We start from the raw sequence: 22932 nt of genomic DNA on the forward strand, positions 1-22932 counted from the left end.
TTATTTAATGAAAATGGTATTGAAGTAGTGGTTGGTGCAGAGGGATTTAGTGATGACGCAGTACAAAAATATGTAAGTGGTCAATTAAAATCAACTGGTACTGTTTGCCATGAGCATATACAGTAAGAATAATGTAAATGAAAAAGGATGATTTTATGGATGAAGATTTAAATCATTTTAAGAAACTTTTAAAAAATAATGGTCATGAATTTACGTCTCAAAAGCAATTAATACTTAGAACTATTTTGAATTATAAAACTCATTTAAATGCAAAAGAGATATATGAAAAAATAAAATATAAAGATATAGGCCTTGCTACGGTCTATAGAGCTTTAAAGGTATTTATTGGAGTTATGAGTGGTAAAGGTGGAGTTGGTAAATCTTCAATTTCTGTTCTTATTGCAAAACAATTAAAGAAACTTGGATATAGCGTAGGAGTATTAGACGCTGATATAACAGGTCCAAGTGTTCCGAGACTTCTTGGGTTAAAAGGTAAAAGAGCTACTAACAATGAACAAGGAATATTACCTGTTGAAACTTATGATGGTATAAAAGTTATGTCATTAAATTTTTTGACGGAAAAAGAAGATGATCCTGCAATTTGGAGAGGTCCTATGCTTTCGAATGTAGTTAAGCAGTTTTGGACAGATGTCCTTTGGGAAGATCTTGATTACTTAGTAATTGATATGCCTCCAGGAACAAGTGATATTGCGTTAACAGTTATGCAAACTATGCCAATAAATGGTATAGTAATGGTATCTATACCACAGGACCTTGTTTCTATGATAGTATCGAAAGCTGTGAATATGGCAAGAAAGATGAATATTGATGTTTTAGGGGTTATTGAAAATATGAGTTATATAACTTGTCCTGATTGTGGTAAAGCAATAAAACTTTTTGATGGTGAGAATACTAATAAATTTTTAGAGGGAATGGACTTAAAACTTTTAGCAGAGCTTCCTATGTTAAATAGTATAAGTCATTTATCAGAGTGTGGACATGAAGATATAAATGAAAGTCTTGAGCTTATTTTTAAGCCAGTAGTAACAAGTATAGTAAAAGATTTGGAGGAGCAATAATGAGAATAGCGATTTCATCAGCAGGAAAAACTAGTGAAGATTTATTAGATATAGTGTTTGGAAGGTGTGAGTTTTTTCAAATTCATGAAACAGAAAGTGGGGACATTAAGGTTATAGAAAATAAAGGTAAAACAGCTAGTGGTGGAGCAGGAATTGTTGCGTCTAATCAATTAGTTGATGAAAATGTAGATGTTATAATTACAGGTAACCTTGGACCTAATGCTTTTGAAATTATTGAAAAAGCAGAAATTAAAGCATATAAATGCGGAAACATAGTTATAAGTTCAGCAGTTTCAAAGTATAATAATGGTGAACTAGAACAATTAAAAATGTCTGGCCCTGCAAGACATTAAGTAAATATATTTAAATTTTAAACAGCACAAGTTGTATTAAATACATCATGTGCTTTTTGTTTATATATTTACTGCAAATATAAATGCTTTAAATAATATAAACGAGTTATAGAAGGTGGACTATTATGAAGAAAGTTATGGCGTTGGTACTTGTATTATTTATTGGGTTTACAGGATGTAAAAAGGAAATAGTTGGCGGCAAAGCAAATGTAGTAGCTTTAAAGGGTCCTACAGGTATGGGAATGGTAAAACTTATGGAGGATAACGAATTAGGTAAAACTACTAATGATTATACATTTAACTTGTCAGGTGCACCCGATGAAGTAGTTGGGATGATTACTACAGGTCAAGGAACAACTCCAGAGTATGTTTTAAATTATGTGTTGGAACAAAACGGACTAATAGTTGGAAAGGATGTAGAAGTGGAATACAGAGCTGAGCATTCTGAAGTTGCGACTTTAATGGCAGCTGGCGAGATAGAAATCGCATTACTTCCACAACCATTTGTAACATCTGTTTTAATGCAAAATAAAAATGTTAAGATTGCATTAGATATGACAAAGGAATGGAAAAACGTATCTGGTGAAAATCCAAGTGCTCTAGTAATGGGAAGCATTATTGTTCGAATAGAATTCTTAGACAAGAATAAAGAGGTTGTAGATTCATTTTTAAGAGAGTACTGTAGGGGGAGAATTAACTGATGAAGATTTTTACTACGAGGGTAAAAAGTAAATTAAGTAAATTTGGAATCAAGGCAGGAGTATTATTAATTTGGCTACTTATATGGCAATTAGTTTACCTGTTTGTGGATCAAGAGCTTCTAATATCATCTCCAATAAATGTTTTTATGCGTATAGTTGAATTATCTTTTACGGCGTTATTTTGGCAATCAATAGGAATATCATTTATGAGAATATTAGTTGGCTTAATACTGGCGTTAGTATCAGGAACTATACTAGCTGTTATTACAACTAAGTTTAAAATAGTTAATTATTTTTTTAACCCGGTGTTAAATATCATAAAATCAACGCCCGTGGCATCATTTATTATACTTGCACTAATATGGTTAAGATCTTATAGAATATCTGCCTTTATAGCATTTCTAATGGTATTACCTATGGTATGGGAAAATGTGTCTGAAGGAATTAAAAATACGGATATAAAGCTTTTAGAAATGACAAAAACTTTTAATATTCCTAAAAGAAGAGTGTTAAAGGCAGTTTATATTCCAAGCGTTATGCCATATTTTGCTGCGGCTTGTAATGTTGGAATAGGTTTTGCTTGGAAGGCCGGAATTGCGGCTGAGGTAATCGGAATGTCTAAAGGAACTATAGGAAGAAACTTATACAATGCTAAAATTTATCTAGAAACAGTTGATATCTTCGCTTGGACTGTAGTGGTAATAATACTTAGCTTATTATTTGAAAAGGGGTTTGTAAAAGTAATTAATTTCTTGTTTAAAAAGGCGGGTATTATGTATGATTATCTTTAAGGGTGTAAGTAAAAGATTTAATGGAGAGTTAGTTATTTCTAATAAGACTATAGAATTTCCGAAACAAGGAATAGTGTGTATATTTGGACCATCAGGGGTAGGAAAAACTACTATTTTTAATTTGATAGCGGGGATTACTTACCCAGATGAAGGTGAAGTTAAAATTACAGAGGACATTTCAATGGTGTTTCAGGAAGATAGGTTGATTCCATGGCTTTCGGCAATTGAGAATATTAGTTTGGTTTTGAAGGACAGAGAACTAGGGCTTACGACAGCCAAAGACTATATGAATGATATGCAATTAACTGATATTAAGAATAAAAGACCAGCACAGCTAAGTGGTGGGATGAAGCGTAGAGTAGCAATTGCAAGGGCGTTAGCTTATGACAAAAGAATTATGCTGATGGATGAGCCATTTAAAGGATTAGAGGAAGAGCTTAAAAATCAGATAATGGATCAAATAATTAAGCTTTCGGCGGATAAATTAATAGTAATTATTACACACGTGAAAGCTGAAATAGAATATTTGAATGCGGATATAGTATATTTGCATTAGGTTTAACAACATTTCACAAGGCTTATTTAATAGAGAAATCTATTGGGTAGGCTTTTTCTGTTTGATTAAAATCATGTATTGATGCGTATTAGTTTTAATTTGTTTTATATTCATAAGATCTAAAATTAAATAAATTACAATAAAGTTATTGACATATGCCCAAAACGGAGTATAATAGAAGTTGTAAAGGGTATATACCCAAAATAGAAAAGAGGAGATGTTTTTAATGGCTGGAAGAAATGGTACAGGTCCAATGGGAATGGGATCAAGAACAGGAAGAGGAATGGGATTTTGTAATGTTAATAATGGTTTAGGATTAAATGGAGGTTTAGGAGTAAATAGAGGGTTAGGTATGGGAATTGGTTGCAGAGGAGGTTTTGGAGGTAATAGTTTTAATAATACAATGAGTGCTGTAAGTCAAAGTGATTTACTTGCGCAAGAAAAAACTATTATTGAAAATAGACTTAATACAATAAATAATCAATTGAATACTACGCAGGATGACAAAGAATTATAATCTATATGCTTTATTATTCAACAGACTGTACAATTATCTCATATAGATAATTGTACAGTCTATTATTTTATTTGAGTAATTGAAGCTTAAACATAAATATAAATGTAATTAGCATTTGACAATAACTGATAATAAGAGTAAAATAAATAGTTAAAGTGGCAAATGCCAATATACATAAGGAAATAAAAATATTGGAGGTAATAGTGGTGAAGTTAAAGTTATAGAAAAAAAGGCTAATTATATAGATTGCGATGTTGAAGAACCAAATGGCTTCTTATTTTTAAAACCTGAAGTAGATAAAACAGAAAAGGTTATGGTAGAGTACCCAATTATAAATAAAGCTAATTGTACTTCTTGTGGAACTAGTGATTTTAAGTGGTAAAGGTGGAACAGGTAAAACTACAATTGCAACAGCACTTGCTGAACTTGCTAAAGATGTAACAAGAATAGATTGTGATGTAGATGCACCTAATCTTTATATGTTTTACAAAGGACAAGATATTGAAAAAAGTGAATTTATAGGTGGTAAAAAAGCTGTAATTAATGAATCACTTTGTACTAAGTGTGGTAAATGTGAGACTGTATGTAAATTCGAAGCAATAGAAAATTGTAAAATAAACTTATTTGCTTGCGAAGGGTGTGGTGCTTGTACATTAGTATGTCCACATAATGCTATAAAATTAAAGGCAGAAAAAACAGCAGTAACATTTATTACTAAGTTAGATAAAGGTATAATTTCGAGAGCAGAAATGGACATAGGTAGTGATGGTTCAGGATTACTAGTAACTCTTATTAGGAAAAATGGTAAAAAATTTAGTAATAATGAACAATTAACTATATTAGATGGTTCACCAGGTATTGGGTGTCCTGTTATAGCATCAGTTACAGGAAGTGATGCGGTACTCGCTGTTACAGAACCTACAAAATCAGGTCTTGGAGATTTAAAGAGAGTAGTGGAGTTATTACTATGGTTTGTATAAATAAATATGACATAAATGAAGAAGTTTCTAAAGAAATAGAAGATTTTGTTCACGGTAAAGGTTTAAAAATAGTTGGTAAAATTCCATATGATGATGTGGTTATGAAATCTATAAATGAGTTAAAGCCAATTACTTGTTATAAAGAGAGTATAGCTGAAAAAGCTATTGAGGATATGTGGAATATTATAAAACATTCATTTAAACTCTAAAATAACATGTGAAATAAATTGGAGCATGTATATATAAAAGAATATCAGGTTGTAGAGCTGGTTTTGAATATATTGCAGTAACTCCAGAAGGAGATATATATCCTTGTCATCAATTCGTAGGGAATACGAGTTTTCTTATGGGAAATGTGTTTGAGGGTATTAAAAATAAGGAAATGCCAAGTGTTTTTAGACAAGCTAATATATATAGTAAACCAGACTGTAAAAAATGTTGGGCAAGATTCTATTGTAGTGGAGGTTGCCAAGCTAATAATTATAATTCTATGGGAGATATAAAAACACCGTATGAAATTGGATGTAAAATGCAAAGTAAAAGAGTTGAATATGCTATTGCATTACAATATTATAGAAATAATAAAAAGGCAAATAAATTATTAGAAAATAATAAGACAAAGTAATTAAACTTTATGGAATGTAATAATGGGAGAAAGAATTGGTTTAAAGTAAATGTTCTAATTGCGATAGTATATATGATATAAATTATGAGCAAGACAAACATATTTGTCCTGATTGTGGTTCAGATAAAGTGTATTGTGTTAAAAAAGCAAATGTTTGTAAAAAATGGTGTAATGATTGCACTTAAGAATTTAAAGCGCTTAGAAGAAAGTTTCGGCGCTTTTATTTTTTGTCATAACCATAAAACTTATTGATATATACCCAAAATTCGATATAATAATTGTAATGGGTATAGTTTTTTACTATATAAATAACAATACGGAGGAGATTAAATAATGGCAAGACCTAAAAAATGGAGAAGAGTTTGTACATTGCCTGAAATTGTTAAATTTGGTCCTATTGATTTAGTGGAAACAGTAAATGAATCAATAATTATGACAGTAGAGGAATATGAAACTATAAGGTTAATAGATTTAGAAGGTTTAAATCAAGAGCAAAGTGCAAATATTATGGGAGTTGCTCGTTCTACATTACAAAGAACATATGATGATGCTCGTAAAAAAATAGCAGATGCTTTAGTAAATGGTAAAATATTAAAAATAGAAGGTGGAGATTATAAGCTATGCAGTGATTTTGACGACAGAGAAAATTGTGATAATTGTATTTGTCATAGACATAGGCATGGTAGAAACAACAAAGGTTAAATTAACTTTAAAATGATATGAAAGTAGGTGTTTAAAATGAATTTAAAAATAACAATATTATATTACTGAAAATATAATGGTATTTACTAATTTTAAAAGAAATAATAAATTTGAATTACCCAACAAAAGATTTCAAATTAAACAAGATGAAAAATATATTTTAGATGATTTTTGCGATGAAATAGTATTAGTATTAAAGGGTAAAAGTGGTTTATTTGTTGTAGGATGTTCTCATGTAGGGATAGTTAATATTTTAAAGACAATTATAGAACGTACAGGGATGCCAATCTATGGTGTAATCGGGGGAACTCATTTATTAGAAGCAGATGAGCAAAGACTAAATAAAATAATTAATTTTTTGAAGGAAAAAGATATAAAAATCATAGGGGTATCCCATTGTACGGGAAAAAGAGCAGCTAAAGAAATAAAACGACAATTCGGAGAAAAATTTTTATACAATAATACAGGTAACATAAATAGTCATGCAGGAGGAATAAAAATGTCGAGACCAATAAAATTTAGAAGAGTAGAGTTTTTTCCAGAAGACACATATTTTGTTCCTTGGGGAAAACCTAAATGTAAAATTCAAGAAATAGTTTTAAAAGTCGAAGAACTTGAGGCAATGAGACTTAAGGATATTGAGGAACTAAATCAAGAAGAGTGTGGAGAGAAAATGCAAGTATCAAGACAAACTTTTCAAAATATTATAGACAGTGCAAGAAAAAAAATAGCTATTGCTTTAACCGAAGGAAAGGCTATAAGAATAAGTGGGGGGAATTATAGAACGGGATTATGCAAATTTAAATGCTTTAATTGCGCTAATATATATGATATAAATTATGAACAGGACAAGAATATTTGTCCAAAGTGTGGGTCTGAAAAGATTACATGTGCAAAAAAAGCTGATTTTTGTAAGAAATGGTGTAAATGATATATTAATTAATCCTTTATTTTGAAGAGTTTACAGTATATTAATGTATTATTGGCTTTTGACAATAATACAAAATAGGAGTAATATAAAATTAGTAAATTTTAATGATACCATAAAGGAGGAATTTTAGTGACAGATAATAATTCAAATCAGTCAAACGAAAAATGTACTTATGAGGATCCTTTTAAGATGGAAAACAACCCTCTAAATAATATTAAGAAAGTAATTGGTGTTATGAGTGGAAAAGGTGGAGTAGGCAAATCAACAATTTCGGTTTTATTAGCTAAAGAACTAAATAAAAAAGGATTTAAAGTAGGAATACTGGATGCTGATATTACTGGCCCAAGCATACCAAAATTGTTGAATTTAGGTAATGAAAGAGCGACGCAAACGGAACAATATATTGTACCAGTAACAACAGAAGATGGTATTAAGGTGATGTCTCTTAATTTATTAATTCAAGATGAGGAGGAACCAGTAATATGGAGAGGTCCTGTTATAGCAAATACGGTTAAACAGTTTTGGACAGATGTATTATGGGAAGAACTTGACTATTTAATTATTGATATGCCACCTGGTACTGGAGATGTAGCTCTTACAGCTATGCAGTCATTCCCAATTGATGGCATAGTAATGGTATCTATTCCTCAAGATTTAGTGTCTATGATAGTTGCAAAAGCTATTAATATGACAAGGAAAATGAATATTAAAGTAATCGGACTAGTAGAAAATATGAGCTATATTGTTTGCCCTGATTGCAAAACGGAAATAAGAATTTTTGATAACAGTAATACACAAGACTTTTTAAGTAAAATGGATATAGAACTTATTGGAGAACTCCCAATGAGTAAAGAAATAATAGATGTTATAAATAATAAAAACAATAATATAAGTGAAGAATTAGATGGAAAATTTAAGAGTTTGACTCAAAAAGTAATTGATTTTGTTAATTATAAGGAGGTAGTCAATATGAAAATTGCAGTAGCAAGCGAAGGGGAAAATGTAAGCGGACATTTTGGCTTTTGTGAAGGGTTCACAATATATGATGTAGAAAAAGCTACGGGATCAAATAAAGAATTTGTTAAAAATCCAGGTCATAAACCAGGATATTTACCTGTGTTTTTGAAAGAATTAAATGTAAATATTATTATTGCAGGTGGCATGGGTGAAACAGCACAACAGTTATTTAATGAAAACGGTATTGAGGTTGTTGTAGGTGTCCAGGGTCTTTGTAATGATGCAGTACAAAAATATATAGATGGTGAATTAAAATCAACAGGAAGTGTTTGTACGGAGCATGAACATGAAGGACACTGTGAATAATAATATATAGTCAAAATTTAAACTAAAGCTCCAAAAGAATATTTTTATTCTTTTGGAGCTTTAGTTCGATTTTTTTATATCATATTTTAGGTTTTGCTTTCCCTCTTAATAACTTAGTACTTATAAAAAAAATAATATAAGTACACACCGCGACAATTATTATAGATGCTCCAGAAGCAATATGAATCTTATATGATACAAAAAGTCCTAATAGTGAAAATAATACACCAAATAAAATAGAAAGCCCCATAATTTTTTTTAAATTACGTGTAAATATTTTAGAAATTGTAGGCGGAACTGTTAAAAGTGCAATTATAAGTATTATGCCTACTACCCTTATAAGTACTACTACACTAAATGCTATAAGTAGAAATACTATATACTCCATTAATTTAACGTTAATGCCAACTACCATAGAAAATTCTTCATCAAATAGATAGGCTTTTATATTATTAAAAAATGCTATTACTATAAAAATAACAACAGAATCTAAACCTGCCATTATATAAAGGTCTACTTTAGAAACTGTAAGTATATCTCCAAATAAATATGAAGAGATATCTGGAGGATATCCGGGAGTAAGAGAAATAAATATAATCCCAAGCGCCATACCTAATGACCAAAACATTCCTATGATAGTGTCAGTATTTACTTTTGATCTTCTTTTTATCTCAACTATTCCAAAAGAAGATATTACAGTAAAAATTAGTGCACCTATTATGGGTTCTATTTTTAAAAAGTACCCCATCCCTACTCCACCAAATGCAGCATGTGCGATACCACCACTCATCATCACAAGCTTTTTTTCAACTATTATTGTTCCAATAATGCCACATATTATGCTTGCAAGTACTGCTCCGATTATGGCGTGTTGCAAAAATGTATATTTTAAAATAGCATTTATCATCTAATTTTCCTCCTGATGGTTTCTAAACACTCTATGAGGTATATCACCATGAGATATAACATCTACTGGACATCCATAAACACTATCCATTATATCTTTATCAAGTTCAGGTTCTCCATGATAAAATAACTTTTGATTTAAACAAGCTATTTTATCTACATAAGAAAAAACAAAGCCGGTATCATGAGTCACTACTATTATAGTCATGTTTTTATTAAGATCTTTAAGCAATGAGTAAATACTAGTTTTTGATTGAACATCAAGACTTGCAGTTGGTTCATCTAAAAGTAAAAGTTTAGGTTCCGTACAAAGGGCCCTTGCAATTAATACTCTTTGCATCTGCCCACCAGAAAGCTGTCCTACCTGCCTATTCTTAAGTTCATAAATCTCTAACATACTCATTATATTATTAGCAAATTCTATATCTTCTTTAGTATACTTATGGAAAAAATTCATTCCAAATTTTAATCTTCCCATAAGCACCACATCAATTACTTCTATAGGGAAATTTTTTTCGAATTTTGTGAATTGGGGCACGTATCCTATAGAATTTCTTTTATTTTCTGGATTCCTACCATATACTTTTATTTCTCCTAATGTCGGTTTAATTAATCCTAATATTGCTTTTAAAAGTGTTGATTTACCGCCTCCATTCGGTCCTAAAATTGCAATAAATTCTTTATCTTTTATAGTAATATTTATATCTTTTAATGCATTTAAATTTTCATAATCTATGCTTAAGTTCTTTATTTCAATTGCATTCATCTTAATCCCTCTCTATTGCTTTTTTAAAAGTTTTCGCCATTTTCTCTAAATTATTTATATAATCTTCAGAAAGTGGGTCTACTATTTCAGCCTTGCCGTCAATTTCTGAAGCAAAAGTCTTAGCTTGCTTACTATCTATCTCTGCTTGATAAAATACAGTCTTTATATTTTCTTTTTTAGCAAAATCTATGGTGTTTTGAAAGTCTTCTATAGTTGCTTCTTTTCCTTCGTGTTCAAGTGATACCATCTCAAGTCCATATTCATCTGCAAAATATCCAAAAGCTGGATGATAACATACAAACGCCTTTTTCTTTAAAGATAACATAGAATCCTTTAAATCAGTATCTAGTTTATCAAGGCTATTTATATAGTCCTTCCCATTTGTTTCATAAAAGATTTTATTAGAAGGGTCTATTAATGATAGCTCTTTTACTATTTCTTGAATCATAACTTTTACTCTTTTAGGAGAAAGCCATATATGAGGGTCTCTCTCTCTAGAAGTGAATTTTCTTTCAGGATAAACTTTTGAAACTGACTCTGCCATATTCACTATTTTTATATCTTTATTAAAATCTGTTATTTTAGGCAATATGCTTGCTTTTTCAGTAGGAACACCTATAGTGAAGTATACAGAAGCACTACTGAGTTTTTCCATTATCTCTGGATTAGGTGCAAAGTTTTCTGGACTTTTTCCAGGTGGTATCATTGTGACAATATCAACCTTATCTCCCCCAACCGCTTTTACAAACGTTTCTTGTGGAACTATAGACACAGCGATACTAATTTTCTCTTTTATATTTGTATCATTAGTTTTTTTATCGACACCACATGAAGAAAAAAATACAACAGAAAAAATAATAGAGAATAATAATAATTTTTTATTTGTTCTTAACATATAAATACCTCCTCGCCTTCTAAATGCAAATCATTTGCATTTGAACTCATTTTCATTATACTCTTGTTATTGTCATTTGACAATAAACAAAAATAGTAATAGAGCGAGAATGGGAATACATATAAGAATTATTTACTTTTTGCCATTTAATTGTTCTGCAATGATTCTTGATAAATACTTACCAGTATTTTTTACTTCACTAATATCATTAGTATAGGTGCCTACTTCAATTAGTAATGCATTGTTACTTTTATCCTGACTATAAAAGGCTATTCCCCTATGATAAGGATAGATTGGGTGGTCTCTTAAAAGATTTGGATATAATTTATTTGATATTCCTATCATGGAATCTATTAGTTTTTTCTGCTTGGCATATCTAGGATTTGCATCTGTTACTACAAATTGAATCTTAGCAACATTTTCACCATTTATTTTAGTCAATACTGAATTTTTATTCTCTACACTATCTCTATGTATATCTATAATTAAATCAAAATCTCCATATTCCTTTAAATATTTATCTAAAGTAACTCCGGATTTTTTGTAGGCATTATTATAATCTCCTTTATCATGCACAGTCTTATCATGTATGACTGCAATTCCATATTTACTTTCTAGTTCCTTAGATATTACATCTCCTACAGCACATACGCTTCTTGTTGTATCCAAACTATTGGTAGTTTTATATGTTTCCTTGTCTGAGGTGCGATAAGCTTCACAAGTATGAGTGTGATATATAAGCACTCGTGGTTCGGCTTTATTTATGATTTGTTTCAATTTAGGATTATAGAGATCTGCAATTACATTAGGATCTTCAGCTTTATCGTCAGATTTACTTACCTGTTTATCATCTAAATTAAAGGGATTAAGAATAAATGCTTTTATTTTTTCTACACCATCGCTTCCATCGGTGCTGTTTTCATTGTTATCCAAATATGCAATTTGTTTTGTTATTATTGATATAGGATTAGAGGTGTCTATTCCTAAGTATGATAAAACTTCTATTTTCATGATATTTTCATAGCTAGTTGACTGGGTTTTTTTGTTTGAGTAATTAATTACAGATAACACATTATTTAAAACATTAACATAGAAGTGGTTTTGATATTTTCCTTCACTGTTTGCCTGAACATTTTTAGGTAAAACCATGCCTAATAAAAAAATAATGAGTAATGTGAAAATACTTAAAGATATTCTGACATTACTATTTTTTTTAAGAGCATGTTTTAAAAAATATATTTTTTTATTTGTCACATTATTCTTATCTTTAAAATCTACTCCTTTGTAATTCATCTTTATTCCTCCTACGGTTTATAATAGTGAATTCGGAAATATTTACGACTCAATACATCTTAAATCCCCTAGTACTGATAAACCATCAAATCAACAGCCCGAAATATTTCATTTTTTATCTTAATTAATTATGACCTTTATAAGATATATATGAGGGGAAATACGAAGTTATTACTAGTTAGAGTACTTGTTTATATTCCAATAAAGTACAAGCTAAAATGATACGGGTGCAATAGGATTAACTGGTCTTAATAAGGTAAAAAAAATAAAAATTAGCTTATGCTAATATAATATATTACAATATTATATTAGCATAAGCTAATAATGTATTTAGATAAGATTTAAGTTTCATATTAAATTGATGTTTTTATTTCTTGGATAATATGTTGTAATTCTATTATAAGAACTTTCATTTCTTCATCAGTGCCTATACTTATTCTTAAAAAATTATCAATTCTAGGTTTATTGAAATATCTAACGAGAATACCGTTATTTCTTAACTTCTCAAATATTATTTTAGCATGAATTGTATTGTGGCGTGTAAATAAAAAGTTAGCTTTTGATTCTAATACAATAAATCCTAAGTCTCTAAGAAGAGGGATCACAAACTCTCTTGTATCCATAACTTTTAAGCGAATGCTCTGAAAATAAGCCTCATCTTCAAAAGATGCTTTTGCGCCGGCTAAAGCAAGTCGGTCAATGGTATAAGAGTTTATTGAATTTTTAATTTTATTAAGACCTTCTATTAAATCCTTGTGTCCAAAAGCAAGACCAACACGTAAGCCTGCAAGTGACCTTGATTTAGAAAGTGTCTGAATAATTAATAGGTTTGGATAGTCATTTACAAAATCAACTAAAGATTCTCCACCAAAATCTATATAAGCTTCGTCTATTATAACAACACTCTCTATGTTGTATTCTATTATTTTTTTTAATGATTCCACAGGTATATATTTACTGGTTGGTGCATTTGGATTTGTTATTACAATTCCACCATTTTCAGTGCAAAAGGAATCAAGGGGTATATCAAATTTATCGTCTAGTGGAATTAATTTGTGTTTTAGTTTAAATAGATTAACATAAATTTCATAGAAACTATAGGTTATATCTGCGAATAATATAGGCTTTTCTTTGCTAAAGAATGCCAGAAAAGAGAAAGCCAACACCTCATCCGAACCATTTCCTACAAAAACTTGGGTTGGTGATAATTTATAATAATTTGATAATTTATTTCTAAAATCATCACTGTTTGGGTCAGGGTACAATTGAAGGTTTTCATTAGCTGCTTGTTTAATTGCTTCAATTACTTTTGGAGAAGGTGGGTACGGATTTTCATTAGTGTTTAATTTAATATATTTCCTATCTTTAGGTTGCTCACCTGGGGTATAAGGTTCAATTTTCTTTGTAGTATCGCTCCAATATTTACTCATATGTAATACTCCTTTATATATCTAGTGCATTTTCTTGTACACTGATTAATTTTATTATATTTATACTTAAACTACATATAATTATACTATTGTTATCGGCATTTGACCATAAAAAACACGAGTATCATTAAGTAGTAAATAATAATATTTTTTAATTTTTAGCACTATTAATGCTTTTAATAAAAATATCTACTAATTCAGGATTGAATTGTTTTCCCTTTTCCAACTTTAATATATTTAATGCAACTTCTTTGCTTTGGCCCTTTCTATATACTCGGTCAGAAGTAATAGCATCAAAGGTGTCAGCTATAGAAATTATTTGAGATCCAAATGGTATTTCATCTCCTTTTAATCCATGAGGATAGCCAGCTCCATCCCACCTTTCATGATGATGACGTATTATAGTACTGATTTCAGAAAATCCTTCTATTTTGTTTATAACATTTGCACCTATAACTGGATGGGTTTTCATTATTTCATAATCTGAATAAGACAATTTTCCAGGATTTTTTAGTATGGTATCAGGGACACCAATTTTTCCTATGTCATGAAAAGCTGCTGAAATTTTAACTTTATCTTTTCTCTCTTTGGTAGTTTTGCCACAACTTAAATTATTACAAAAGATAGACACGTATTTTGAAACATTTTTTGAGTGTTCTCCTGTATAAAAATCTTTAGCATCTACTAATGCCGCCATTGCTTCAAAACCTGATAAATATGCTGTTTCAAGTGTTTTTTCTATGTTTCTATAAGATTTGGTCATCTTAAGGTAAATACCTATTGAAAATAGTATGTCAAAAACAAAAAATATTTGAACTATGAAAGGGAATAAACTGTTATCTTTCCATATATAAAATAAATAATAGCTAAACACTGAAAATATTATTATGTTTAAAATGATAACGATAATGCTGAATATTCTTAAAAAATTATTTCTCATAATTACCCCTTTACTTTTATAATATATAAAAGTTTTATTTATTATTGTATCATAATATGTTAATCTAACAATATAAGTGCGTAATTAATTTATTAAAAGAGGTAAAATTAATAAAGAACATGCTACCAGTTAAGTTAGCATGTTCTTTATTTAGATTATATAATACTATAAGTGATTTTATTTAAAAAATGCTCTTCCACTGCCCATCCTCGCGCCACCATTCCCATGAGTATTACTTGTTCGATGAACATTACCTGTTCCATTTGAATTTTTATTTCCTTGACCAAAATTACCTGTGCAAGACTCTGCGTTAGTTTTTAAATTTTCCTTTAAAGTAGCACCTTCTTCTTTTGTAATAGCACCTTTTGTTACAGCAGTATCTACTGCTTTGGATTTTTCTGTAAGTAGAGCAGCCTTAAAGTTTTCTTCGCTCATACCTTTTTCCTTAGCAAGTTCATATACCGTTTTTCCAGAATTAAGCTCATCTGTTATTTGAGTGGTTGTTAATCCTAGTTTGTCTTTAAGAACAGAAGTTACGTAGTCATATCCTCTAAGTCCTGTAGTTCGGGCCATTCCTAAAGCTTGGTGAATTGTCGTAGTTTTAGTATCACCAGAGGTTTCTGCGGCAAATACTGTACCTGTAGCTCCAAGTATTAATGTTAAAGTCAATGCAATTGCTATTTTTTTGCTTTTCATTTTTATTCCTCCTCGAATCACTTTTTATTTGGTATACGTATATAATAACAAAATTATAGATTTGAAAAGTGTTATTTTTGTGTCATTTATATTAAATCATCTCCTGCGGAGCTGAAACATTAACGACTTCAGAAGGAGATTTATATTCCCCTTGAAGTTTTCTATTTGTTAGGGTATGTAACTCCCACTTATAGAAGTGGGAGACTTTCCTTCTGAAATGTCGTTAAATAAAATTTATTGTTTTGCCACAATTAGTACACAATACACTGATTGATAAATGGTATAATTTAATAAATGATATAATTTGTTAAATTATTATTGGAGGGAAAGTTATGGGGAAGAAGATACTAGTTGCGGATGATAATGAGGAGATTATAAAAATTATAAAACCTTACCTTATTAAAGAAGGTTTCGAGGTAATAACTGCATATGACGGAAATGAAGCTTTAGTTAAAAATACAGAATATAATCCGTCGCTTATTCTTTTGGATATTATGATGCCCCACAGAAATGGATTAGAGGTATGTACTGAGATAAGAAAAACTTCAAATGTACCTATAATAATGATTACTGCAAGAAGTGATGATGGTGATAAGATAATGGCGTTAGATACTGGAGCTGATGATTATATAGTAAAACCTTTTAGTCCAGGAGAAGTCGTTGCGAGAGTTAAAGCTGTTCTTAGAAGAATAGTTACAAGTGAAACCGAAAAGATAACTGTAATTAAATATAATTACCTTGAAATTGATATAGGGAATTATTCCGTTAAGATAGACGATAGTACTGTAAATTTAACAAAAAAAGAAATAGAGGTGTTGTGGATGCTTGCAAATTCACCTAATAAAATTCTTTCAAGGGATAATTTACTTGATAATATATGGGGAACTGAATATTTTGGAGATCCAAGAACTGTAGACACACATATTAAAAGGCTAAGGGCAAAGCTTAAACTAGAAAATCAATATAGCTGGAACATTAAAACTGTATGGTCGCTTGGATATAAATTTGAGGTTAATTATGATTAAAAAAAGTATAAGTACTAAACTAACAGCAGGGTTTGTATTAATAGTACTAATATCCACCCTATGTATAGGTATAATTGCAATAAACATATTTAAGAATAGTATATTTAACATGAAAGAAAAAAATGTTACTCTACATGCTGAAAAATTGGCAACTGTAATAGAACCCTATATTGAAAGTGATATGGAAACTAAGGAGTATAAAGATATCATAAAGGGAGTTAGCTCATTTGATAACACAAAAGTATGGCTAGTTAGCTTAAAGGGTGAGATCCGAACAATTTATGAAAATGATGAAAATGCCTTAGAGAAAAATTCAGAAGTTCAAGATGTCTATTCAGAGATTATTACAAGTGCAATTGGTGGCGATTCAAAATCAATACAAGGATATAATACTTACTATGAAGAGAATATGATAAGTATTTCAGTTCCAATTACAAATAATAATAATAAAGTAATTGAAGTAATTATCGTTCATTCTTCTACTTTAGATTTATCAAGTTCTATGGACAAATTTTTTATTTATCTAATTGCTGCACTTCTAGGTGAAATAGCAATTGCAGGTTTATTAAGTTTCTATTTTTCTAAAAATATAACAAAACCTATTAAAATAATTAATGAAGCGGCTATGCAAATGACGAGTGGAAATTTTAATGTTAAAACAAATATATACCAAAAAGATGAGATTGGAGAGTTATCAACTTCCTTCGATATATTATCAGCGAGGCTTGAATATAATATTGGTCAGCAAAAAAAACTAGAACAGATGCGCAAGGATTTTGTAGCAAATGTGTCCCATGAATTTAGAACGCCTCTAACTATAATAAGAGGAAATCTTGAAGGGCTATATGACGAAGTAATACCAGCGCAGGAGGCTCATGAAAATTACCTTATACTAATTAAAGAGACCAAAAGACTTGAAGCCTTGGTAGCGGATTTGCTTAGTTTAAGCAAACTAGAATCTGGGAAAGTAGCATTGAATTTTAAAAATATTGACATCAAAACAATACTTTTGGATATATCGCGTATATTAAAGCCAATAACTAAAGCAAAAAATATAGAACTCGAATTAATTGATGAGGATGACGTGCCGGCGGTTTGGAGTGATTATGATAAACTTAAGCAGTTATTAATAATTTTTATAGATAATGCTATTAAGTTTTCTCCGGAAAGTAGTAAAATAGAGTTAGTTATAAGTTTTATGGGAAATATTTCAATAACAATAATTGATCATGGGATAGGGATTAGTAAAGAGGATATTCCTTTTATCGGTGAAAGATTTTATAAAGCAGATAAGGCTAGAGAATATTCAGCTAAAGGGACAGGATTAGGTATTTCTATTGCTAAACATCTAATTAAGATCTTAAATTGCGAGCTTGAAATAGAAAGTGAAATAAATATAGGGACACAAATTAAAATAAAATTTCTGAAGATTTAGTAAAAAATCCACCTGTGAGATAGGTGGATTTATTTTTTTGTTTTGTCACAATTAGTCCACATTTTAATCTTTTTTAAATGATATTATTATGGAAAGTAGTAGAAAGGAATGATGATATGAGGCATGGGCGTTATATGGGGTATGGTTTTTACGGTTCATATATATTATCTATTTTAGTTATACTTATAATAATTTCGTTAGTAGTCTTTCTTTTATACAAAAGGCGTAAAAGCAACCACTTTGAAAAAAGTATGGAAATATTAAAGGGGAGGTATGTTAGGGAAGAGATAAGTGTAGATGAGTTTAGAGAAAAAACACTAACAATTGATGGATTGGATGTAAAGGAACCAGTAGTAATAACACTTGTAGACAGATATGTAAAAGGTGAAATTAATACAAATGAGTTTTTTATAATGTTAGAAGAAATAAAGAGATAATAAATATGATGGTGGGGGAGTATTATGAAAAACAATAAATATGTAAAATATTTAAGATGGGTATTATTGTCGTTTTTTCTTATTATGGTTACTAGAGAAGCTTATCTGCATCAAGTTTTAGGGGGAAGAGTAGCGCCATCAATACACGCATTATGTCCATATGGAGCATTGGAAACATTTTATAGTTTGATATTTGGGGGAACATTTTTGCAGAAAATATTTTCTGGTACAATGGTACTTTTAGGTATTACTTTAGTACTAGCATTAATATTTAGAAGAAGCTTTTGTGGTTTAATATGTCCATTTGGAGCACTTCAAGAATTCTTTGGGATAATTGGGAAGAAGATATTCCATAAAAGATTTATTATGCCTATAGCCATAGACAAGCCTTTAAGGTATTTAAAGTATGTTGTTTTAGTAGTTACTATATATTTTGCATGGAAAATAGCAGGACTTTGGATGGATCCATATGATCCGTGGGCAGCTTACGGACATATAACAGCTGGATATGAGAGTTTAGTTACTGAATATTTAATTGGAACTATAACATTAGTTATTATTTTGGTGGGTTCAATGCTTTATGATAGATTTTTTTGTAAATACATTTGCCCTATGGGTGCAGTATACGGTATTGTTTCAAAAATTAGTCCAAGTAAGATCGTCAGAGATAAAGATAAATGCATTAATTGTAATTTATGTAGTAAAAGTTGCCCAATGAATATTGATGTAGCAAAAGCTGACTCGGTAACATCGACAGAATGTATTAGCTGTCAAGCATGTGTACTTTCTTGCCCTAAGTCAGGTGCATTAGAATATAAAATTGGGGAAAAAACATTGAAAACTTTAACTGTAATTATATTTGTATTAGGCATATTTTTTATGGGAGTATTTATAAGCAAAACGGTTGGAGTGTTTGAAGTATTTCCAAAGCAAATAACAGCTGAATCCAAAATAAATGTGGATGATATTAAAGGATATATGACAATTAAGGACGTTTCAATTGGAACTAATATTGAATTAAAAGAAGTATACAAGAAGTTAGAGATTCCAGAAACAGTTCCAGAAAGTACTAAATTAAAGGAGGTAAGTAACTTTGTAGCAGGTTTTGAAGTGGAAGTTGCTAGAGAAAAACTAAAATAATTAAATAACTAGGTACACGGGTAAATTTCGTGTATCTTTTTTTATTTAAGGTAAAAATAAATATTTAAAATAATTTTAAACATCTATTGCTTTTTATTTTATATATGTTATTATATTATTATATCGTAATATTAAGATATATAAATGTAGCCAAGATAAATAAAAGTGAGGTATAAATTATGTTTAATTCAAATATTAAGAATGTAAGTTCAGAAGAAGCACATAAGCTTATAAATGGGGATAAAGAACTCATTATAATAGATGTAAGAACTAAAGAGGAATATGATGATGGTCACATTCCAGGAGCAAAACTAGTTCCAGTTCAGATTCTTTCTATGAAACTCGCGGAGCTTGATAAGTATAAAGATAAGCCAATACTTGTATATTGTGCATCTGGTGGCAGAAGTCCAAGGGCAGTAGATACTCTGGTAAATAATGATTTTAAAAATATTTACCATTTAAGTCGTGGAATAGGTTCTTGGAGATATAGTTTATCTAGTTAAGGTCCAGATTGAAATTTAGGAAAGAGGAAAATCTATGGATATAAATTATATGAAATACAGTGAAATTACAAATATTTTAAAAGTATTGGCACATCCTATTAGGTTATGTATAGTAAAAAATCTACTAGATCAAGGTGAGTGTAATGTTGGTCATATGCAGACTTGTTTAAAGATTCCTCAATCCACTGTATCACAGCACCTACAGAAGTTAAGATATGCTGGTATAATAGAGGGCACAAGACACGGACTTGAAGTTAATTACAAAATTAGAGATGAAAGAATAATGAAGTTAATAAATTTAATTTTAATATTGAGTTAATAAATATATTATGGAAATATGAAATACTAGGAGGAATAATAATGATAAAAAAAACATTAATAGTAGGTGGCGTAGCTGGTGGAGCTTCAACAGCAGCCAGACTTAGACGACTCGATGAAAATGCAGAAATAATTATGTTTGAAAGAGATGAATATATTTCTTTTGCAAATTGTGGACTGCCTTATTATATTGGTGAAGTAATAAAAGATAGAGATAAGCTTTTAGTACAAACGCCAGAGAGTATGAATGCTAGATTTAATATAGATGTAAGAAATAACAGCGAAGTAGTAGCAATTGATATTAATAAAAAGGTGGTGACAGTTAACAGTAAGCTGCGTGGTACTTACGAAGAAAGCTATGATTATTTAGTGTTATCACCAGGAGCAAAAGCAATTAAACCTAATATAGAGGGTATAAATAGTGATAGAATATTTACATTAAGAAATATACCAGATACTGATAACATTAAAGCGTATGTGGATAAAAAGAAGATTAACAGTGCTGTAGTTATTGGTGGAGGATATGTTGGTGTTGAAATGGCTGAAAACTTAAAAGAAAGAGGTCTTGATGTTAAATTGGTAGAAGCGGCGCCACACATTTTAGCTCCTTTTGATACGGATATTGTTCTAAATGTTGAAAAAGAAATTTCGGATAATGGTGTTGAAATAATTTTGAATGATGGAGTTAAAGCATTTAGAGATACTGAAAATGGTATTGAAATGACTTTAAATAGTGGTGCAAAATTAAGTGCTGATATAATAATACTGGCAATAGGAGTATTCCCTGATACTAAATTTGCAAAGGATGCTGGTATTAAAGTAGGCCCAAAAGGTCATATCTTAGTAAGTGATAAAATGGAAACTAGCGCAGAGGGAGTATTTGCAGTAGGTGATGCTATAGAGGTTATAGATTTTATAAACAAAAGCAATACTGCTGTGCCACTGGCTGGACCTGCAAACAAGCAAGGAAGAATTGCAGCAGATAATATAGCTGGGTTAAACACTACTTATAAAGGAACACAGGGTACTGCGATTTTAAAGGTTTTTGGACTTACAGCAGCAAGTACTGGAAATAATGAGAGAACTTTAACAAGGCTTAATATTCCTTATAAAGTTATATTTGTTCATCCAGTATCTCATGCTTCTTATTATCCTGGAGCTCTAACAATGACGTTAAAACTTATTTTTAATGATGAAGGTAAAATTCTTGGAGCTCAAGGTGTGGGATATGATGGAGTTGACAAAAGAATAGATGTACTTGCTACAGTTATTAGACTTGGTGGAACAGTTGATGATTTAACAGAATTAGAACTTTCTTATGCGCCACCTTTCTCATCAGCTAAGGACCCTGTAAATATGGCAGGATTTGTTGCTCAAAATGTGTTAGCTGGAAGAATGGATGTATTAACTACAGATGAGTTTATGGAATATGATAGAGAAAATACAACTTTATTAGATGTTCGTACAGAAATAGAATTTGATAATGGACATATAGATGGAGCTATAAATATACCATTAGATAGTTTAAGACAAAGGATAAGTGAACTTGATAAAAATAAAGAAATTATTGAATATTGTCAGGTAGGGTTAAGAGGCTATGTGGCCTCAAGAATTTTAACTCAAAATAATTTTAAGGTTAAAAACTTAACTGGAGGATATAAATCAGTTTCAATTTCAAGTTTTAAACCTAGCAAAACTTTAGCAGCTGGTAAGACAAAAGGCCAGAGTTTAGATCCAGATACTCAAGTTATAAAAGAAACACAAGCGAATGATAATTATGATAAACTTCTTGATGCTTGTGGACTATGTTGTCCAGGGCCGTTAATTCAAGTTAAAGCGAGTATTGATGAATTAAATGAAGGTCAAATATTAAAAGTAACAGCTTCTGATCCTGGATTTTATGAGGATATTAGAGCTTGGTGTACTAAAACAAATAATGAATTAATGGATTTAAGAAAAGAAAAAGGTATGGTATATGCTTTTATAAAAAAAAAAGATAACCAAACAACTCAGGTAAATAGGTCTTTTCCCTCAGATATAAGCGAAAAAAATAATAAAACTATGGTAGTTTTTAGTGGTGATTTAGATAAAGCCATTGCAGCTTTTATTATTGCAAATGGAGCCGTTGCAATGGGTAGTAAGGTTACCATATTATTTACATTTTGGGGTCTTAATATTATAAGGAAACCAGAAAAAGTATCTGTTAAAAAAGGAATGATTGATTCAATGTTTGGATTTATGATGCCAAGAGGAAGTAAAAAACTTAAACTTTCCCAAATGAATATGATGGGGCTTGGAGCTAAAATGATACGCTCCGTAATGAAAAATAAGAATATAGATTCTCTTGAAGACTTAATAAAATCAGCAATTGATAGTGGAGTGGAAGTAGTTGCGTGCTCTATGTCTATGGATGTAATGGGAATTACGCAGGAAGAACTTATTGACGGAGTAAAGATTGGTGGAGTTGGGTATTACCTAGGCCAAACTGAAGATTCAAATGTAAATCTATTTATATAATAAAAAAAGGGCCAGGTTAAAATAAATGAGCTCAATTAAGTAGATATTTAATTAAAAATACCACATTCCTATA

Annotated in this window: 23 protein-coding genes and 5 pseudogenes; 21 read left to right on the plus strand and 7 right to left on the minus strand. The window is 30.1% G+C overall.

The features are described 5' to 3' along the window. The 14 genes and pseudogenes from ACREVX_RS15140 to ACREVX_RS15205 form a co-directional block, all read left to right on the plus strand. Nucleotides 1-126: pseudogene (locus ACREVX_RS15140) on the plus strand (NifB/NifX family molybdenum-iron cluster-binding protein); the annotation flags it as partial. A gap of 11 nt (nt 127-137) precedes the next feature. Beyond that, complete coding sequence (locus tag ACREVX_RS15145) at nt 138-1079, plus strand: P-loop NTPase (protein ID WP_431545057.1); 942 nt, start codon at nt 138-140, stop codon at nt 1077-1079. Beyond that, a complete protein-coding gene (locus tag ACREVX_RS15150; RefSeq protein WP_431545058.1) occupies nt 1079-1432 on the plus strand; it encodes a NifB/NifX family molybdenum-iron cluster-binding protein in 354 nt (117 codons plus the stop codon). Before ACREVX_RS15145 ends, ACREVX_RS15150 begins: the two co-directional genes overlap by 1 nt. A gap of 125 nt (nt 1433-1557) precedes the next feature. Then, complete coding sequence (locus ACREVX_RS15155) at nt 1558-2133, plus strand: substrate-binding domain-containing protein (RefSeq protein WP_431545059.1); 576 nt, start codon at nt 1558-1560, stop codon at nt 2131-2133. Next, complete coding sequence (locus ACREVX_RS15160) at nt 2133-2924, plus strand: ABC transporter permease (RefSeq protein WP_431545060.1); 792 nt, start codon at nt 2133-2135, stop codon at nt 2922-2924. The genes ACREVX_RS15155 and ACREVX_RS15160 overlap by 1 nt, the downstream gene beginning before the upstream one ends. Beyond that, a complete protein-coding gene (locus ACREVX_RS15165; protein WP_431545061.1) occupies nt 2911-3480 on the plus strand; it encodes an ATP-binding cassette domain-containing protein in 570 nt (189 codons plus the stop codon). The genes ACREVX_RS15160 and ACREVX_RS15165 overlap by 14 nt, the downstream gene beginning before the upstream one ends. Before the next feature lie 226 nt (nt 3481-3706). Then, nucleotides 3707-3997, plus strand: coding sequence for a DUF5320 domain-containing protein (locus ACREVX_RS15170; protein ID WP_431545062.1), 291 nt, complete (start codon nt 3707-3709; stop codon nt 3995-3997). Between the two features lie 229 nt (nt 3998-4226). Next, nucleotides 4227-4358, plus strand: a pseudogene (locus ACREVX_RS15175) ((4Fe-4S)-binding protein); the annotation flags it as partial. Then, nucleotides 4354-5186 (plus strand): annotated as a pseudogene (locus ACREVX_RS15180) (ATP-binding protein). The pseudogenes ACREVX_RS15175 and ACREVX_RS15180, both read left to right, overlap by 5 nt. 20 nt (nt 5187-5206) lie before the next feature. Beyond that, nucleotides 5207-5602 (plus strand): annotated as a pseudogene (locus ACREVX_RS15185) (SPASM domain-containing protein); the annotation flags it as partial. 47 nt (nt 5603-5649) lie between these two features. Further along, a pseudogene (locus ACREVX_RS15190) lies at nt 5650-5787 on the plus strand (DUF134 domain-containing protein); the annotation flags it as partial. A gap of 148 nt (nt 5788-5935) precedes the next feature. Next, the gene (locus ACREVX_RS15195) at nt 5936-6304 is read left to right on the plus strand and encodes a DUF134 domain-containing protein (protein ID WP_431545063.1); all 369 of its coding nucleotides are present in this window, start codon (nt 5936-5938) and stop codon (nt 6302-6304) included. A gap of 499 nt (nt 6305-6803) precedes the next feature. Then, a complete protein-coding gene (locus tag ACREVX_RS15200) occupies nt 6804-7235 on the plus strand; it encodes a DUF134 domain-containing protein (protein ID WP_431545141.1) in 432 nt (143 codons plus the stop codon). A gap of 129 nt (nt 7236-7364) precedes the next feature. Next, the gene (locus ACREVX_RS15205) at nt 7365-8558 is read left to right on the plus strand and encodes a P-loop NTPase (RefSeq protein ID WP_431545064.1); all 1194 of its coding nucleotides are present in this window, start codon (nt 7365-7367) and stop codon (nt 8556-8558) included. Nucleotides 8559-8637: 79 nt separating this feature from the next. On the opposite strand, the gene ACREVX_RS15210 is transcribed toward ACREVX_RS15205, so the two are convergent. From ACREVX_RS15210 to ACREVX_RS15240, 7 genes are all read right to left on the minus strand, one after another. Continuing rightward, entirely contained in the window at nt 8638-9465 is an 828-nt protein-coding gene (locus ACREVX_RS15210; RefSeq protein ID WP_431545065.1) for a metal ABC transporter permease, read from the minus strand. Further along, complete coding sequence (locus ACREVX_RS15215) at nt 9466-10230, minus strand: metal ABC transporter ATP-binding protein (protein WP_431545066.1); 765 nt, start codon at nt 10228-10230, stop codon at nt 9466-9468. It abuts the gene before it with no gap. A 1-nt stretch (nt 10231) separates the two neighbouring features. Next, complete coding sequence (locus ACREVX_RS15220) at nt 10232-11125, minus strand: metal ABC transporter solute-binding protein, Zn/Mn family (protein ID WP_431545067.1); 894 nt, start codon at nt 11123-11125, stop codon at nt 10232-10234. Between the two features lie 132 nt (nt 11126-11257). After that, entirely contained in the window at nt 11258-12418 is a 1161-nt protein-coding gene (locus tag ACREVX_RS15225; RefSeq protein ID WP_431545068.1) for a stage II sporulation protein P, read from the minus strand. Nucleotides 12419-12771: 353 nt separating this feature from the next. After that, the gene (gene hisC / locus ACREVX_RS15230; RefSeq protein ID WP_431545069.1) at nt 12772-13848 is read right to left on the minus strand and encodes a histidinol-phosphate transaminase; all 1077 of its coding nucleotides are present in this window, start codon (nt 13846-13848) and stop codon (nt 12772-12774) included. Between the two features lie 151 nt (nt 13849-13999). Then, nucleotides 14000-14611, minus strand: coding sequence for an HD-GYP domain-containing protein (locus ACREVX_RS15235; RefSeq protein WP_431545070.1), 612 nt, complete (start codon nt 14609-14611; stop codon nt 14000-14002). 354 nt (nt 14612-14965) lie between these two features. Beyond that, the gene (locus tag ACREVX_RS15240; RefSeq protein WP_431545071.1) at nt 14966-15484 is read right to left on the minus strand and encodes a hypothetical protein; all 519 of its coding nucleotides are present in this window, start codon (nt 15482-15484) and stop codon (nt 14966-14968) included. 332 nt (nt 15485-15816) lie between these two features. Here ACREVX_RS15240 and ACREVX_RS15245 point away from each other — a divergent pair, with 332 nt between their 5' ends. From ACREVX_RS15245 to ACREVX_RS15275, 7 genes are all read left to right on the plus strand, one after another. Further along, entirely contained in the window at nt 15817-16509 is a 693-nt protein-coding gene (locus tag ACREVX_RS15245) for a response regulator transcription factor (protein ID WP_431545072.1), read from the plus strand. Further along, nucleotides 16502-17944 carry a sensor histidine kinase gene (locus ACREVX_RS15250; RefSeq protein WP_431545073.1) on the plus strand — a complete coding sequence of 481 codons (1443 nt, stop codon included), beginning with the start codon at nt 16502-16504 and terminating at the stop codon, nt 17942-17944. Before ACREVX_RS15245 ends, ACREVX_RS15250 begins: the two co-directional genes overlap by 8 nt. 251 nt (nt 17945-18195) lie before the next feature. Beyond that, nucleotides 18196-18381, plus strand: coding sequence for a hypothetical protein (locus tag ACREVX_RS15255; protein ID WP_431545074.1), 186 nt, complete (start codon nt 18196-18198; stop codon nt 18379-18381). Between the two features lie 24 nt (nt 18382-18405). Further along, complete coding sequence (locus ACREVX_RS15260) at nt 18406-19521, plus strand: 4Fe-4S binding protein (RefSeq protein WP_431545075.1); 1116 nt, start codon at nt 18406-18408, stop codon at nt 19519-19521. 179 nt (nt 19522-19700) lie between these two features. Beyond that, nucleotides 19701-20024, plus strand: a complete 324-nt coding sequence (locus ACREVX_RS15265; protein ID WP_431545076.1) for a rhodanese-like domain-containing protein — start codon at nt 19701-19703, stop codon at nt 20022-20024. A gap of 34 nt (nt 20025-20058) precedes the next feature. Then, nucleotides 20059-20343, plus strand: coding sequence for an ArsR/SmtB family transcription factor (locus ACREVX_RS15270; RefSeq protein ID WP_431545077.1), 285 nt, complete (start codon nt 20059-20061; stop codon nt 20341-20343). 41 nt (nt 20344-20384) lie between these two features. After that, on the plus strand, nt 20385-22859 hold the full coding sequence (locus tag ACREVX_RS15275) for a CoA-disulfide reductase (protein ID WP_431545078.1): 2475 nt from the start codon (nt 20385-20387) through the stop codon (nt 22857-22859). The last annotated feature ends 73 nt before the right edge of the window (nt 22860-22932 follow it).

Origin of the sequence: Clostridium sp. (assembly GCF_050717545.1) — a bacterium.
Classification (GTDB): domain Bacteria; phylum Bacillota; class Clostridia; order Clostridiales; family Clostridiaceae; genus Clostridium_AD.

Coding starts and splice junctions, on each gene's coding strand:
- hisC (WP_431545069.1), bottom strand. CDS start 13,848: ATGAGTAAATATTGGAGCGATACTACAAAGAAAATTGAACCTTATACC.
- ACREVX_RS15265 (WP_431545076.1), top strand. CDS start 19,701: ATGTTTAATTCAAATATTAAGAATGTAAGTTCAGAAGAAGCACATAAG.
- ACREVX_RS15165 (WP_431545061.1), top strand. CDS start 2,911: ATGATTATCTTTAAGGGTGTAAGTAAAAGATTTAATGGAGAGTTAGTT.
- ACREVX_RS15210 (WP_431545065.1), bottom strand. CDS start 9,465: ATGATAAATGCTATTTTAAAATATACATTTTTGCAACACGCCATAATC.
- ACREVX_RS15250 (WP_431545073.1), top strand. CDS start 16,502: ATGATTAAAAAAAGTATAAGTACTAAACTAACAGCAGGGTTTGTATTA.
- ACREVX_RS15275 (WP_431545078.1), top strand. CDS start 20,385: ATGATAAAAAAAACATTAATAGTAGGTGGCGTAGCTGGTGGAGCTTCA.
- ACREVX_RS15270 (WP_431545077.1), top strand. CDS start 20,059: ATGGATATAAATTATATGAAATACAGTGAAATTACAAATATTTTAAAA.
- ACREVX_RS15200 (WP_431545141.1), top strand. CDS start 6,804: ATGTCGAGACCAATAAAATTTAGAAGAGTAGAGTTTTTTCCAGAAGAC.
- ACREVX_RS15170 (WP_431545062.1), top strand. CDS start 3,707: ATGGCTGGAAGAAATGGTACAGGTCCAATGGGAATGGGATCAAGAACA.
- ACREVX_RS15235 (WP_431545070.1), bottom strand. CDS start 14,611: ATGACCAAATCTTATAGAAACATAGAAAAAACACTTGAAACAGCATAT.
- ACREVX_RS15195 (WP_431545063.1), top strand. CDS start 5,936: ATGGCAAGACCTAAAAAATGGAGAAGAGTTTGTACATTGCCTGAAATT.
- ACREVX_RS15255 (WP_431545074.1), top strand. CDS start 18,196: ATGGAAATATTAAAGGGGAGGTATGTTAGGGAAGAGATAAGTGTAGAT.
- ACREVX_RS15215 (WP_431545066.1), bottom strand. CDS start 10,230: ATGAATGCAATTGAAATAAAGAACTTAAGCATAGATTATGAAAATTTA.
- ACREVX_RS15150 (WP_431545058.1), top strand. CDS start 1,079: ATGAGAATAGCGATTTCATCAGCAGGAAAAACTAGTGAAGATTTATTA.
- ACREVX_RS15155 (WP_431545059.1), top strand. CDS start 1,558: ATGAAGAAAGTTATGGCGTTGGTACTTGTATTATTTATTGGGTTTACA.
- ACREVX_RS15145 (WP_431545057.1), top strand. CDS start 138: ATGAAAAAGGATGATTTTATGGATGAAGATTTAAATCATTTTAAGAAA.
- ACREVX_RS15220 (WP_431545067.1), bottom strand. CDS start 11,125: ATGTTAAGAACAAATAAAAAATTATTATTATTCTCTATTATTTTTTCT.
- ACREVX_RS15225 (WP_431545068.1), bottom strand. CDS start 12,418: ATGAATTACAAAGGAGTAGATTTTAAAGATAAGAATAATGTGACAAAT.
- ACREVX_RS15260 (WP_431545075.1), top strand. CDS start 18,406: ATGAAAAACAATAAATATGTAAAATATTTAAGATGGGTATTATTGTCG.
- ACREVX_RS15160 (WP_431545060.1), top strand. CDS start 2,133: ATGAAGATTTTTACTACGAGGGTAAAAAGTAAATTAAGTAAATTTGGA.
- ACREVX_RS15245 (WP_431545072.1), top strand. CDS start 15,817: ATGGGGAAGAAGATACTAGTTGCGGATGATAATGAGGAGATTATAAAA.
- ACREVX_RS15240 (WP_431545071.1), bottom strand. CDS start 15,484: ATGAAAAGCAAAAAAATAGCAATTGCATTGACTTTAACATTAATACTT.